Source organism: Pararhizobium arenae (assembly GCF_001931685.1).
Taxonomy (GTDB): domain Bacteria; phylum Pseudomonadota; class Alphaproteobacteria; order Rhizobiales; family Rhizobiaceae; genus Pararhizobium; species Pararhizobium arenae.
Genome location: NZ_MOOY01000008.1, coordinates 91986 through 105894 on the forward strand (window position 1 = coordinate 91986; position 13909 = coordinate 105894).

Genomic DNA, 13909 nt, shown 5'->3' on the forward strand with positions numbered 1-13909 from the left:
CACGGCTGTTCTGCCAGAACCCATCATCGGCTGCCGATGGTGGGTTTTTCATTGGGAGCGACGTTCCCGAAAGACAGAAAAAAGGGGCGCCGATGGCACCCCTTTTTTTTCCCAGCGGTCTTGGCGTCTCAGCGCACCCGCTTCAGATAACCGTGCGGTGCGACCGAGATCAGCAGGCGCGCGTCGATGGACCGGTCGATCTCGAATTCCGGGTGCGACTTCAACCATTCGAACACGGCGGTCTTCGGGTTGGCGCCCTTGTCCCATGGGCGGTCGGGATAGCTGCCGGCCGGCACGTCCTCGATGAAGGTGTCGAAGACGACGCAGTAGCTCGACACGCTGGTGAGGTCCGCATAGGCTTCCAGTTCGGCCAGCACATGATCATGTGTGTGGTTGGAATCGAGGCAGACCAGCACCGATTTCTTGCCTTCCGCCGCCGCCCGCACCTGATCGATGACCGCCGGGTCGATCGACGAGCCCTCGATCATCGAGATACGGCGATAAAGCGGATGCTTTTCGATCTCGACGCGATTGTGGGCGCGGATGTCGATATCGATGCCGAACACCGAAGCATCCGGATTGCCGCCGCAGATCGCGTTCAGCTCCAGCATCGAGGCCGAAAAGATCAGCGAGCCGCCATGGGCAATGCCAGTCTCGATGATGAGGTCCGGTTGAACCGTCCAGATCAGCTCCTGCATGGCGACGATATCCTGCGGGTACTGGATAATCGGCCGGCCGAGCCAGGAAAAATTGTAGGAGTATTTGGGTGTCACGGAGGCGACCATGAAGTCGTGCGCGGCGCGGCGCATATCCTCGGTGGTGTCCGGAGCAGCGGTGTCGTTTTCTGAAGCCATGGTCTTTGCTTTCGATGGGCAACGGAAGCCTGCGCTGCCATTGCGATGGATGTTTGTTTACGAGGCGCCGGTTTGCCGCCCGAGAATACGCTGAAGCTTGGAATTGTCGCCCCAGAATTCCATCGGTTCGTAGTCGGGGTACGGGTAGTGGCCGAGATTGAGGCGAACGTCCCAGCTCAATTCCTTCGTCCAGCGGCTGACGATATCGCGGACCGCGACGGGCTTGCCGGAAGAGATGTTGACGACGCCGGAGTCCGGATGGGCCAGCGCCAGGCTGACGATCAGGTCCGCCAAGGTTCCGATGTCGAGAAAATCGCGCAGCTGCTCGCCTCCGGACATATCGAAGACCGTTGCGCCTTGCCGATAAGCTTCCTGTAGCTGCGGCCAGAGCGACTTCGGATTTTGTCCGGGGCCGTACATGTAAAAAAGTCGTCCCCAGGTGAGTGCAAAAGGCAATGTCTCCTTCAGCATATAAAGCTGCTGATGCAGGGCGTGCTTGGCAAAGCCATAGGGGTTTGAAGGTAGGCAGGGCGTCGCCTCCGTGAGCGCGCCATCCTGCATACCATATTCGAAGCATGTGCCGGCGCAGAAAACGGAGTTTAGGCCGCCTTCGATCGCACCTTTCAGGAAGGCGTATTGCCGCGGCAGTTCCGTTTCGAAGTGATGCAGCGAGCGATAGTTCGGCAGGCCATCCCAGGCAAGATGGATCAGGGCGTCGGGTCGTCCCATCGCGGTGAAGGGGTCGCCTGGAGGATCAGCCATGTCCAAGACTTTCCACGCGATGCCGGAGGACGCCGGATTGCCAGGCTTGCGGGAAAGAGCTGTAACCTGAATGCCGCGACGCTCCAGCGCAGCCAGCACATGTCTGCCGATGAAGCCTGTTGCGCCTGTGACGGCGACGGAGGTTACAGCACCCACGCGCGCAGTCCCGGGAAAGGATCGACGGGGTGGCGGATCATTGCGTCATGCCATCGCAGATGAAGTGCACAGAGGGCATCATGTGCCTGAGCACCGCGTAGAATTCCGGTGCCGTCTGCGCGCCGCCGACGAAGCGGTCGATGAGCAGTGCCTTGTCGTGGATGCCGCGCCGAAGATCGGGCTTGCGCTCGACATATTGCGGCCGGAACTGAGCGGCAAGGCGCCCGTTCTCGAATTGCTGAAAGGCGGTAAAGTAACTGTTGCCCTTCTTGCGGAAGCTCTCGAAATCCCATTCCAGCAGGCAATCGATGGCGCAGGCGCGCACGAAGTCTTCGGTCCCGCCGCCCCATTCGTTGCCCAGATCGCGCAGGACATTGAACTGCACTTCGGCAATGGCGCCGGTGAGGCCGAGGCCGGCGTGGAACGGAAACGTCTCCGAAGCGCGGGCATCAGCCGGGGCGACATAGGTCGAGGCGTTGATTACCGACAGCGGGCGGCTGCAAAAGGCGAGTTCCTCTGCGAAGATAAGCGTCTTGGCGGCCCATTCATATTGCGGCAGCGGTGTCGACCAGTCCTGCGCGGCAGGTGCGGAAAAGATTGCTTCGACCACCGAACGGCGGATCGCGGCATGGTAGACGCCGAAGGGCATCTTCGGGACGTTCAGGCTGCCCTTCCAGTAGAAGAAGGCCATGAGCATCGCCGTCTTGTCGAAACGGTCGATATGATAGCGGGTTGGAATGGCGACGGAGGACGTCTTGCCCGGTTCGGCCATGCGGTCGATCTGCAGGGCGGTCCAGGCCAGCGCATCTGTCTGCGGCGAGGTGCGTTCGAGATAATCGACCATCTGGACGAGATCCGGCTCGATGACGTCACCCGCGTTTACGAGCGTCACCCAATCGCCGCTCGCCGCACGGATGGCCTTATACCAAAGCGCCTGCAGCGAAAGGTTCGCATCCGTGATGACGGTGGTGATCCGCGTGTCGGTGTTGCCGGTCAGGACGTCGGGACCCGCAAGCACGATTTCGATATTTGCCTTGCTGTCGGCAAGCAGCGTGTCGATCAGAGAAGAAGGGTTGCAGGAGCCGGCTTGCAGGGGAATGCAGATCGAAAGTTTGGTCATGGCCGGTCTCCAGTGCATGTCCGGCAAGAAGAGGTCTGCCGTTTCAGCGAAATCGTCGTTGCGTCACGGCCGGTCGGGTCGTCCCCTGTCCTGGCCGCGCCCAGGATTTGCGGCGCGTCGAAGCAAGCTTCGTTCAGCGCTGCTGGTCACGCAGGCAAACAAGTGGCTTTCATGCGGAGGAGGGTGCGGTCCTGTCTCCGGCACAAAGCCATTGTTTGCCGGCGTGTGAGGGGAACCTAGAACGGCAAGCTTGAGCGAGGCTTAGCAGCTCTATGCCCCAGAAAAGACGGCATTTTCATCGAGTTTGACCGTTGTTTGAATCTGATTTTCGTAAAAATGCGAATTGTGTAAAATTGTCGATATCCGTTTAAGCGGCCTCTAAACTGTGTGGGCTATTGTCCTCATCACAGGAGCGGAACCGGTGTTCGGTTTCGAGGCATGATGCTCTTCCTCTGTCGAGATGAACTCGACACCAAAAAAATCCGACGCCACCCGGGACAGGGACGAGACGTCAGGAAAACAGGGACAGTATCATGTTGAACAAAGTTTTCTCGATTGCTGCCGCGATCGCCCTAGGCCTCGCAGCTGCCGCTCCGGCAGAGGCCATGACCATTTCTTCGGCCGCCCGTTCGGTCGCGTCCTCCCTTCCGGTTCAGACGGCTGCAGCCGGCCTCAGCGAGCGCGCCGCCTTCTCGCGCCAGCTCTTTTGCCTGGAATATGCGGATGCCTGCGGCACTGAGCGTGCCCGCAAGGTTGCCTATACCAGCAAGCTGCGCACCAAGCTTGCTTCCGTAAACCGCGCGGTCAACCGTGACATGCCGGATATCCGCGCCCGTCGCGAATTCCTGTCGCTGACGGCGCTGTCGGCCGGCGGCGAGGATCACGCGATGATGAAGCGCCGGTTGTTAATCCGGGTCGGTGTTCCCGGCAACGCCATGAAGCTTGCAACCGTGATCAATCCGGTCGGTCGTCGTCACTCGGTCCTGATCGTCGCAACGTCCCATGGCGAGATGGTCCTCGACCATCACACGTCCGACATTGTGAAGCGTCACGACAGCGGCTACAGCTTCGCCTCGATCGAAGCCGTCAGCTTCTTCGAATAAGACTACCGAGACATCGGCCGCCTCGCACAAGCGACGCGCCTTCAAAACCGCCTTGAGGCAACCTTGCCTCGGCACGATTTTGCCTGAACTGTCCCGACTTGCCGCAGGAATGTCCCTTCCTGCGGCTTTTTTTATGCGGGCTTCAGATAGGCCTCGGCGAGTTCCGTCCAGAAGGCGGCGCCGATCGGAAGCAGGTCGTCGTTGAAGTTGTAGCCGGGGTGATGAAGCGATTTTTCCTCGCCGGTGACGCGCGCGCCGAGGAAGAAATAGGTGCCGGGGCGGCCATCGAGCATATAGGCGAAATCCTCGCTGCCCATGAACGGGCGCTCAAGATCGACGACGTTTTCAGCACCGGCAAACCGGATTGCGAGATCACGCACGAAATCGGTTTCCGCCTTGTGGTTGATCGTCGCGTTGTAGCTGCGCAGATAATCCACCGTCGCCGTCATGCCGAAACTTGTCGCCTGGTTCTCGGCAATCAGGCGGATGCGTCGCTCCAGTTCGTCACGTACTTTCGGATCGAAGGAGCGGATGCCGACGACGATCTCGGCGCGTTCGGGAATGATGTTGCTGGCCGAGCCGCTGTGGAACGAACCGACCGTGACGACGCTCGGGTCCATCGGATGGATGTTACGCGAGACGATGGACTGCAGTGCCATGACGATCGAGGCGCCGCAGACAATCGGGTCCGCCGTTTCCTGCGGTTCGGCGCCATGACCGCCGAGGCCGTGCACGGTGATGCGGGCCTCGTCGACTGCCGCCATGATCGGGCCCTCGCGCAGCGCGAATTGGCCGAAGGGCAGGCCGGGTTCGTTGTGAAGCGCAAAGACGGCATCGCAGGGAAATTGGTCGAACAGCCCGTCATCCATCATCAGCTTGGCGCCGCCAAAGTTCTCTTCGGCCGGCTGGAAGATCAGATGCACGGTGCCGTCGAAATTCCGGCGTTCGGCAATGGCGCGCGCGGCGCCCAGCAGCATGGTCGTATGGCCATCATGGCCGCAGGCGTGCATGAGGCCGGGTGTCTTCGAGGCATACTCAAGCCCGGTTTCCTCCTGGATCGGCAGCGCGTCGATATCCGCCCGTATGCCGATCGAACGTTTGCTGGTGCCGTTCTTCAGTGTGGCAACGAGGCCGGTTTTGGCGAAGCCTGTGGTGACCGTGTAGCCCAGCGCCTTGAGCTTGCCGACGAGAAATTCGGAGGTGCGGAACTCCGAAAGCCCGAGTTCGGGATGGGCATGCAGGTCGTGCCGGATGGCGACAAGTTCCGGCATGGCGTTGGTCAGGTTCACGTTCATTGTCATGTCAGGCACCACGGGTTGGTATGCGATTTTCAAGCTTGCGGAAGAGGATGACGAGGATTCCTGTCAGGCACATGTAGATCAGCGCGAGCAGCAGCAGCGGTTCATAGGTGAGGTAGGTGTCCTGTCGCACCTTGGAGATCACGGCATAGACGTCGATGACGGTGATGGTCGCGACGAGCGGGGTGGATTTCAGCTGCAGCACGGTCTCGCCGTTCAGCGTCGGCAGCGCCCGGTGTATGGCGCGCGGCAGCCAGATGTGGCGAAAGACCGTCCAGCGGCTCATGCCGAAGGCGCGGCCGGCCTCCAGCTCTCCCGCCGGCACGCCGGCAAAGGCGCCGCGCATGACTTCGCCCTCGTAAGCCGCGAAGGATATGGTGAGCGCCGCGACGCCATAGGGCCAGGATTCGCGCAAGTAAGGCCAGAGGAACGAGTTGCGGATCTCGGGGAACTGCGGGAAGAGCGAGCCGAGGCCGTAATAGAGCAGCCAGAGTTGAAGCAGCAGCGGCGTGCCCCGGATGACAGTGCAGAAGCCGCTTGCCAGCAGCTTCAGCGGCCAGGGACCGGTGACCTGCACCAGCCCGAGCGGCACGGCGAAGAGAAAGCCGAGAAACGCGGTGCTGAACAGCATGGCAAGCGTGACGACGATACCCCAGCCGAGCTTCGGCAGATATTGTGGCAGCCAGTCCCAGCGCATGAACCACGCGGCCGAAAGCACGATTCCGGCAAAGATGATCATCAACAGGATGCGATGCGGCTGGAAGAAGCTTGCCGCTGTCGGCAGGTCTTCCGGCGTAAACGCCATGGCGTGGGTGGTTTCGTCTGGCGGGGGGATCGTCATGCGGCCTTCACCAGTCCGCGCCGGGCGCGGCGTTCGATGATGCCGATGAAAACGTTCGAGACGAGCGTCAAGGCAAGGTAAAGCGCGCCGGCAGCAAGGAAGAAGAGCAGGTAGGCCTTGGTCGACCCCGCCGCTTGCCGGGTAACGAGCGTCAACTCCGAGAAGCCGACCACGGCGAGAAGGGCGGTGTCCTTCGTCGCGATCAGCCAGAGATTTGACAGGCCGGGAATGGCATAAGGCAGCATGGCGGGCAGGGTGATGCGGCCCATGACCTTCACAGGCGACATGCCGAAGGCCCGCGCGGCCTCGATCTGGCCGGCCGGCACCGCCTTGATCGCGCCGCGCAAAACCTCGGTCGAGTAGGCGCCCTGAACGACGCCGATCACGAATATGCCGGCGGCAAGTCCGCTGATATCGACGGAGGGAAGACCGACAAGGCCAAGTGCCTGATTGATGAGGTCTGTGCCAGCATAATAGAGCAGCAGGATCAGCACCAGTTCCGGCACCGCGCGCACGATGGTCGTGTAGCATTCGAGCAGATCCTTGAGGATCGGCCCGCCGTAGAGCTTTCCGAAAGCACCGCCGACGCCGAGCAGCAGCCCGAGCGAATAGCCGCCGACGGCGATCTGGATCGAATTGAAAAGGCCCGACAGCAGCACGCCACCCCAGCCGGGCGGGGAAAGCGCAAGCAGGCTCCAGTTGATGAAAGGGGCTGGATCGGCCATCGGTTCCTCTGGTCAGGGGGCGGGCGGAACGTCCGCACCGTGTTTATGGCATTTCATTCCTGGTGAGTTTTTTTGCCGTGTGGCTTTGCCCCTCACCCTAGCCCTCTCCCCGCAGGCGGGGAGAGGGGACGATCGCGTTTGCCGCCAATTCCGTCATTACGGATGATAGGTACGAGAACTGCGGCATATCCCTTCTCCCCGCGCGCGGGGAGAAGGTGCCCGACAGGGCGGATGAGGGGCATTACGACCCCTCAGGAATCATCACTCGCCGTAGATGTTGAAGTCGAAATACGCCTTCGAGAACGTGTCATAGGTGCCGTTCTCGCGGATTGCCTTGATGGCGGCGTTGAGCTTGCCCTTCAGTTCGTCCTCACCCTTGCGAATACCGATGCCGACGCCGGCACCGAGGATGGCCGGGTCATCCTTGACGTTGCCTTTCAGCTCGCAGCATTCCTTGCCCTGATCGCTCTTCAGGAAGGCGTCGAGCGCGATCGCATCGGCCTGAACCGCATCGAGGCGGCCGGCGGCGAGATCCTGGTTGGCTTCATCCTGCGTCTGGTATTCCTTCACCGTCGCGCCGTTTTCACCGAAATACTTGTTGGCGTAGTCCTGATGCACGGTCGAAACCTGAACGCCGATCGTCTTGCCGGAAAGGCCTTCCGGCGTGGCTTCGAAGGCAACGCCCTTTGGACCGATGACGCCGGTCGGGGTGTTGTAATATTTGTCGGAGAAATCGATCGTCTTCAGACGCTCTTCGGTGATCGACATGGAGCCGATAATGATATCGATCTTCTTCGACGTCAGGGCCGGAATGATGCCGTCCCATGCAACGGGGGTGATCACACAGTCGAGCTTGGCCTCGGCGCAGATGGCCTTCTGGAATTCCACTTCCCAGCCTTCCCAGTTGCCGGAGGCATCCGGCGAGGTGAACGGCGGATAAGGCTCGGCGGCAAAGCCGACCTTGATCTGCTCGGCCTGCGCGGCGATGCCGCCGGAGATACCGATGGCCGCTGCCAGCGCGATCACTTTCAATGTCTTATGCATGCTGTACCCCTTGTTTTTGGTCGTTGAGCATTCAGTGGATGGAGCTGATGAAGCGCTTCAGGCGCTCGGATCTGGGATCGCCGAAAATCTGGTCCGGCGACCCCTGTTCCTCGATTTTTCCCTGCGACAGGAAAACGATGTGGTTGGAAACCTCGCGCGCAAACTTCATCTCGTGGGTGACGAGGATCATGGTGCGCTTTTCGCTGGCGATATCGCGGATAACGGAGAGAACTTCGCCGACAAGCTCGGGATCGAGCGCCGAGGTCGGCTCGTCGAAGAGCATGACCAGCGGCTGGATGGCAAGCGCGCGGGCAATGGCGGCCCGCTGCTGCTGGCCGCCGGAAAGGAAAGCCGGATAGGCGTCGCGCTTTTCGTAAAGCCCGACGCGGCGCAGAAGCGTTTCGGCGGTGGCGATCGCCTCGTCCTTCGGCCGCCCGAGTACATGCACCGGCGCCTCGATGACATTCTGCAGGATGGTCATGTGCTGCCAGAGATTGAAGCTTTGGAACACCATGCCGAGCTGGGCGCGCAGCCGCTCCACCTGCTTGCGGTTGGATGGCATCAGCCCGCCGCGCCCATCCTTCTTCATGGCGATGGTCTCGCCATGGATCGAAACGGAGCCTGCCGAGGGCAGTTCCAGCATGTTGATACAGCGCAGGAGGGTCGATTTGCCGGAGCCTGAGCCGCCGATTATGGCGATCACGTCACCCTGACTTGCCGTCAGCGAGACACCTTTCAGAACCTCCAGGGGCCCGAAACGTTTGTGCAGATCAGTCACTGCAATCGCCTGGGCTTCTCCGGTCATGAAAAGGCTGTCTCCGTCACGGGAGACGTCGGAATTGGAGGCATGAAAACAGTTCCCCTGGTTTTCTTTTTCGTGCGGCATTTTTGCCTGTCACGCTGTTCCATGAATGCATCGTGGCACTTGTGCGGAAATTATTCAACCGTATAATAACGCCATCGCCGCTTTTTTTGGCGATGCCCTCCACTGATCAATTTTCCAACAGGAGTAGACGATGACGGCTTATGGTTCGCAGGAAATGTCGGCCAATCTCAAGCGTGTTCTGATGCGCCGGCCGGGTGCGAGCCTTGCGGGCGCCAATGCCGCCGAGTGGCATTATGGCCCGACCTTCAATGGCGAGAAGGCCGTACGTCAGTATACCGAGTTCGCAAACTACATCGAGAAGTCCGGTGCCGAAATCCTCTGGCTGGAAGACAAGGGCGACGGCCTTGCGGATGCGATGTTCACCCATGACCCCTCGCTGATGACCGACAAGGGGGCGATCATCCTGCGCATGGGCAAGCCGCTGCGCGAAAAGGAGCCGGCGCTGCACGAGGCCGCTTACAAAAAGGCTGGCATCCCGATCCTCGGCAAGATCACCTCGCCGGGCACGGTCGAAGGCGGCGATTGCATTTGGCTCGACGCCGAGACGCTGATTGTCGGTCGCGGCGTGCGCACCAATGAGGAAGGCATCGCCCAGCTTTCGGAAATTCTGGAACCGCACGGCATCACCGTGCTCGGCTATGACCTGCCGCTCTGGCATGGTGAAGAGGCCTGCCTGCACCTGATGTCGGTCATCAGCCCGCTTTCGGCCGATCTGGCGCTGGTTTTTGCGCCGCTACTGCCGGCTTCATTGTACCTGCTCCTCAAGGAATGGGGCATCACCATGATTGAGGCGCCGGCCGATGAGTTCCATGCCAGCAACGGTCTCAGCCTCAACGTCCTGCCGGTTCGCCCGAAGGACGTGATCATGGTCGAGGGTTTCCCAAAGACCAAGGCTGCGATGGAGGCCGCCGGTTGCATCGTCACCACCTTCGAGGCCGATGCGCTCTGCATCGCCTGCGAGGGTGGCCCGACCTGCCTGACGCGTCCCGTTCTGCGCCGCGCCGCATGACACGACGCACGTTCCATCGCGCCCCGGAGGGCGAACGCCGGCAGGAGCTGATCGAGGCCACCCTCGACAGCATCGCCGAGTTCGGCCTGAAAGGCGCGACGGTGCGGCAGATTGCGCTCAAGGCCGGCGTGACAGCCGGTTTGGTGCGCCATTATTTCGATTCGAAGGACCAGATGGTCGCCGATGCCTATCGGCTGGTGCTGTCAACCTTTGCTGTCAAGGCGATCGAGGTCGATGGAGATGCGCGGGCAAGGCTTCGCGGCTTCATCTCGCGCAACCTCACGGCGCCGGTCGCCAATGGCCGGAGCCTCTCGCTTTGGGCGTCCTTCATCAGCCAGGTGCGGGTCGATCCGGAGCTGGCGGCCATTCACCGCGAAGGCTATCTCGGCTTTCGCAACGACCTGCAGGGCCTGATTGCCGATCTTCTGGCGGCGGAAGGCAAGCCCCATGGGGAAGCAGAATGCCGGCGGTTGGCGATCGCCATCAACGGCATGATCGACGGCCTCTGGCTGGAAGGCTGCCTTGCCGGCGAGCTCTTTGAGGAAACCGAACTTGTGTCCATTGCGCTTGCTTCGGCCGAAGCCCTGCTCGGCCTGCCGCTTGGCCCGCTTGAACAGAATACAGACGCCTCTTAGCCGCTCAGTGCCGGCAGGGGGAAGGGTAGGAGAACTCCATGCGTTATTCATCGATCACCGATCGCCTCGCCGATCTCGGCTCCGGCAAATGGGCGCTGCACATCCGCGCCCGCCAGTTGAAGGCAAGCGGTGCCGATATCATCGAGTTGACCATCGGCGAGCCGGACCTGCCGCCGGACCCTTCGCTGCTGGCCGAGGCGCAGCGGGCGATGAATGCCGGCCGTTATCGCTATTCCAATGGTCGCGGCGAGCCGGCTGTCGTGAAGGCTCTTGCCGCGCGCTACGCCAAGCGCCGCGCTGATGTGACAACGGAAAACGTGCTGTGCTTCCCCGGCACCCAGACGGCGCTGTTTGCCGTCATGCTTGGTCTGGCGGAAGCCGGCGACGCCGTGCTCGTCGGCGATCCCCTCTATGCCACCTATGAAGGCGTCATCCGCTCCACCGGTGCCCATCAGGTTCTCGTGCCGCTGAAGGCCGAGCACGGGTTTCATATGCAGGCCGTCGATCTCGAAAAGGCGATCACCCCGGAGTGCCGGGTGCTGCTCCTCAACACGCCGCACAATCCGACGGGCGCCGTGCTGACCAAGGCGGAAATCAGGGCGATCGGCGAGGTCTGCCGCAAGCACGATCTCTGGATCGTCTCGGACGAGGTCTATGAAGAGCTGATCTTTGCCGGCGAGTTCGCCTCGCCCTTCGATATGCCGGAACTGGCCGAGCGCACCATTGTCGTCTCCTCGATCTCGAAATCCCATGCCGCGCCGGGTTTCCGCAGCGGCTGGGCCATCGGTCCTGCGGAATTTGCGAACCGGCTGCTGCCAGTGTCCGAAACCATGCTCTTTGGCGTCCAACCCTTCATCGCCGACATGACGGCCTATGCGCTGACCCATGAAATCGGCACGTCGGCTGCGATGCGGGCCTCCTATCGCAGCCGCGCGGCATTGATTGTGAAGGCATTGGATCAGGCACCCGGCGTCACGCCGCTGCCGCCGGAAGCGGGCATGTTCATTCTGCTCGATGTCTCGGGAACCGGATTGCGCGGTGCAGACTTTGCCCTTCGGCTGCTGGAGGAGGAGAGCGTGGCGGTCATGCCCGGCTCGTCCTTCGGCGATCAGGCCGCAGATTATGTGCGCGTCAGCCTGACAGTGCCGGAAGACAAGATCGACGAAGCCTGCCGCCGCATCACTCGGCTCGCCGCACGGCTTTCCAATGGACAAGGTTTTCTGAAGGAGCGCCGTGCATGACGGAAGCAATGAAGACGGTCGGCGAGGTTCTGGTGGATCTGCTCGAAGCCAATGGTGTGGAAGTCGTGTTCGGCATTCCCGGCGTTCATACGGTCGAGCTTTACCGCGGCCTCGCCGCCTCGAAAATCCGCCATATCACGCCTCGTCACGAGCAGGGCGCCGGCTTCATGGCCGATGGTTATGCCCGCGTCAGCGGCAAGCCGGGCGTGGCGCTGGTCATCACCGGGCCGGGCCTTACCAACACCATCACGGCAATGGCGCAGGCACGGCAGGATTCGATCCCGATGCTGGTCATCTCCGGCGTCAACCGCCGCGATTCCCTCGGCCACGGCCGCGGCCTGCTGCATGAGCTTCCCGATCAGCACGGCATGATCAAGACGCTGGCGCTCTATTCCCAGACGTTGCTCAACCCAGCCGATCTCGCCTCCGTCGTCGAGCGCGCCTTCGCGGTCCTGACGTCCGGGCGGCCGGGGCCTGTGCACATCGAAATCCCGACGGATGTGATGACCGCCCGCATCCCTGATCCCGTGCTGCGCAAGGCGACGGCAACCCGTCCGCGCGCCGACGCCGAAACCCTGCAGAAGGCGGCGATCCTCTGCAGTGCCGCACAGCGCCCCGTCATCCTGTGCGGTGGCGGCGCGATCACGGCCGAGGAGGAAATCCGAACGCTTGCCGAACGCATCGGTGCGCCGGTTGTCATGACGGTCAATGCCCGTGGCATGATGGCAGGCCATCCGCTCCGGGTCCCCGCAAGCCCCAGCCTCAAGGCGGTTCGTGCGCTGGTTTCGGATGCGGATCTGGTTCTGGCGCTTGGCACGGAAATGGGCCAGACCGACTATGACATGTATGCCGACGGCGGCTTCCCGATCCTCGGAAACCTTATCCGCACGGATATCGACCCGGCGCAGCTTGCCCGCGGCCAGCATGCGACGCTCTCGATTCTCTCCGGCGCCAAGGCGGCGACGGCCGGCATTCTCGCCTTCCTCACCGGCAACCCGGCTGCCAGGGGCAAGGAACGTGCAGAAGCGACCCGCAAGGCGGCGCTCGCAGAGCTGACCCCCAAGATGCGTGCGGAGATCGGCGTGGTCGACGCGATCTACCGCGCCCTGCCGGATTGCGCGATTATCGGCGATTCCACTCAGGCCGTTTATGCCGGAAACCTCTATTGCGACGCGCCTCGCGCCCGCTCGTGGTTCAATTCGGCCACCGGCTTCGGCGCGCTCGGTTATGCGCCACCGGCAGCGGTCGGGGCGGCGGTTGCGGTGCCGGATAAACCCGTTGTCTGCCTCGTCGGCGATGGCGGCATCCAGTTTTCTCTGGCCGAACTCGGCTCTGCGGTCGATGCTGCCGCTCATGTCATCTTCCTCGTCTGGAACAATGACGGGTATCAGGAGATCGAAAACTTCATGGTCGACAACGGCATCACCCCGGAAGGTGTGAAGCCTTCGGCACCCGATTTCCTGCTGACGGCGCAGGCTTATGGTGTGCCGGCCATCCGGCTGAAGACGATTTCCGAACTGCAACTGGCCCTGACGGAAGCCAAGGGACGCCAGGGCCCGTCGTTAATCGAGATTCACCAGACGCGCACGGCAGGTGTCACGGCGTGAGAGGCCGCAGGCGGGGAGAGGGGACGGTGGAGCGCCGGGCTCCCAGCCCATGCCCAAACATGGTAAGGTTTGACTTTATGCTCTGTCGATGGTTCTTAAGGCGCTCGCGCGCCCGTTGAATCGGCGCGTTAACCGGAAGGACGGTCCTTGGCGGACTTTGAAGGCGAGATTTCGGAACGCAGGCAGAAGGGCAGGCTCTTTGCCCTGCTGTGGATTCTGTTCGCCGCCTTTGCCATGCAATTCGTCGCCTCGGCCCAGATTCTGTCCTCGCGCCTCGTCGCGCAGCAAAACGCCGGGAACTTCTCGTCGTCCGATACCGGGTCTTCCGAGACCCTGCTGTCGCGCCACATTGCCCGCTCTCTTCCCGCCGCCGACCTGCGCTTCACCGCCGATCGCGGTGATTTCAAGGGTACGCCCGGCGGCCCTGATCCGTTCCTTCTGCCGACGTCCGTCGATCTTGCCGTTCCAGCCTATGGCGGCATGGCTGACGTCAGCGTCTTCAAAGCTGCCGGCCTTGGCATTGCGGGCCGGTCCATGCAGGCCCGCGGTCCGCCGCTTGCCGCCTGATATCGGGCTTTGAGCCCTTGCGGCACCTGTCGCCTTTATTCCTGTACAGATAGCATCCTGC

14 protein-coding genes are annotated in these 13909 nt (G+C 61.9%); 6 read left to right on the forward strand and 8 right to left on the reverse strand.

All coding sequences use genetic code 11. From position 1 onward, the window contains the following. Window positions 1–128: 128 nt before the first annotated feature. From BLX89_RS18145 to BLX89_RS18155, 3 genes are read right to left on the reverse strand one after another with little or no spacing between them, the layout of a single operon-like run. Window positions 129–854, reverse strand: coding sequence for a cephalosporin hydroxylase family protein (locus tag BLX89_RS18145; protein WP_075292373.1), 726 nt, complete (start codon window positions 852–854; stop codon window positions 129–131). Window positions 855–911: 57 nt separating this feature from the next. Further along, window positions 912–1772, reverse strand: a complete 861-nt coding sequence (locus BLX89_RS18150) for an NAD-dependent epimerase/dehydratase family protein (protein ID WP_075292374.1) — start codon at window positions 1770–1772, stop codon at window positions 912–914. A 37-nt stretch (window positions 1773–1809) separates the two neighbouring features. Beyond that, window positions 1810–2892, reverse strand: a complete 1083-nt coding sequence (locus BLX89_RS18155) for a glycosyltransferase family protein (protein ID WP_075292375.1) — start codon at window positions 2890–2892, stop codon at window positions 1810–1812. A gap of 533 nt (window positions 2893–3425) precedes the next feature. On the opposite strand from BLX89_RS18155, the gene BLX89_RS18160 reads away from it, so the two are divergent. Continuing rightward, the gene (locus BLX89_RS18160) at window positions 3426–3995 is read left to right on the forward strand and encodes a transglutaminase-like cysteine peptidase (RefSeq protein ID WP_075292376.1); all 570 of its coding nucleotides are present in this window, start codon (window positions 3426–3428) and stop codon (window positions 3993–3995) included. A gap of 131 nt (window positions 3996–4126) precedes the next feature. Here BLX89_RS18160 and BLX89_RS18165 read toward each other — a convergent pair whose 3' ends face one another. The 5 genes from BLX89_RS18165 to BLX89_RS18185 form a co-directional block, all read right to left on the reverse strand. Further along, entirely contained in the window at window positions 4127–5296 is a 1170-nt protein-coding gene (locus tag BLX89_RS18165) for a M20 aminoacylase family protein (RefSeq protein ID WP_075292377.1), read from the reverse strand. A 1-nt stretch (window position 5297) separates the two neighbouring features. Next, window positions 5298–6134, reverse strand: a complete 837-nt coding sequence (locus BLX89_RS18170) for an ABC transporter permease (RefSeq protein ID WP_083637655.1) — start codon at window positions 6132–6134, stop codon at window positions 5298–5300. Then, window positions 6131–6859, reverse strand: a complete 729-nt coding sequence (locus tag BLX89_RS18175; RefSeq protein ID WP_075292378.1) for an ABC transporter permease — start codon at window positions 6857–6859, stop codon at window positions 6131–6133. Before BLX89_RS18175 ends, BLX89_RS18170 begins: the two co-directional genes overlap by 4 nt. Before the next feature lie 261 nt (window positions 6860–7120). Beyond that, window positions 7121–7903: a transporter substrate-binding domain-containing protein gene (locus BLX89_RS18180; protein WP_075292379.1), complete on the reverse strand. Its 783-nt coding sequence runs from the start codon at window positions 7901–7903 to the stop codon at window positions 7121–7123. A gap of 31 nt (window positions 7904–7934) precedes the next feature. Further along, the gene (locus BLX89_RS18185) at window positions 7935–8708 is read right to left on the reverse strand and encodes an ABC transporter ATP-binding protein (protein WP_075292570.1); all 774 of its coding nucleotides are present in this window, start codon (window positions 8706–8708) and stop codon (window positions 7935–7937) included. A 211-nt stretch (window positions 8709–8919) separates the two neighbouring features. On the opposite strand from BLX89_RS18185, the gene BLX89_RS18190 reads away from it, so the two are divergent. The 5 genes from BLX89_RS18190 to BLX89_RS18210 all read left to right on the forward strand — a co-directional run bounded on the left by BLX89_RS18190 (window position 8920) and on the right by BLX89_RS18210 (window position 13848). Continuing rightward, on the forward strand, window positions 8920–9798 hold the full coding sequence (locus BLX89_RS18190; protein WP_075292380.1) for a dimethylarginine dimethylaminohydrolase family protein: 879 nt from the start codon (window positions 8920–8922) through the stop codon (window positions 9796–9798). Further along, a complete protein-coding gene (locus tag BLX89_RS18195) occupies window positions 9795–10433 on the forward strand; it encodes a TetR family transcriptional regulator C-terminal domain-containing protein (protein ID WP_075292381.1) in 639 nt (212 codons plus the stop codon). Before BLX89_RS18190 ends, BLX89_RS18195 begins: the two co-directional genes overlap by 4 nt. Before the next feature lie 38 nt (window positions 10434–10471). Beyond that, complete coding sequence (locus BLX89_RS18200) at window positions 10472–11674, forward strand: pyridoxal phosphate-dependent aminotransferase (RefSeq protein ID WP_075292382.1); 1203 nt, start codon at window positions 10472–10474, stop codon at window positions 11672–11674. Next, window positions 11671–13281: a 5-guanidino-2-oxopentanoate decarboxylase gene (locus BLX89_RS18205; protein WP_075292383.1), complete on the forward strand. Its 1611-nt coding sequence runs from the start codon at window positions 11671–11673 to the stop codon at window positions 13279–13281. Before BLX89_RS18200 ends, BLX89_RS18205 begins: the two co-directional genes overlap by 4 nt. A gap of 147 nt (window positions 13282–13428) precedes the next feature. Then, entirely contained in the window at window positions 13429–13848 is a 420-nt protein-coding gene (locus tag BLX89_RS18210) for a hypothetical protein (protein ID WP_083637658.1), read from the forward strand. Window positions 13849–13909: the final 61 nt, after the last annotated feature.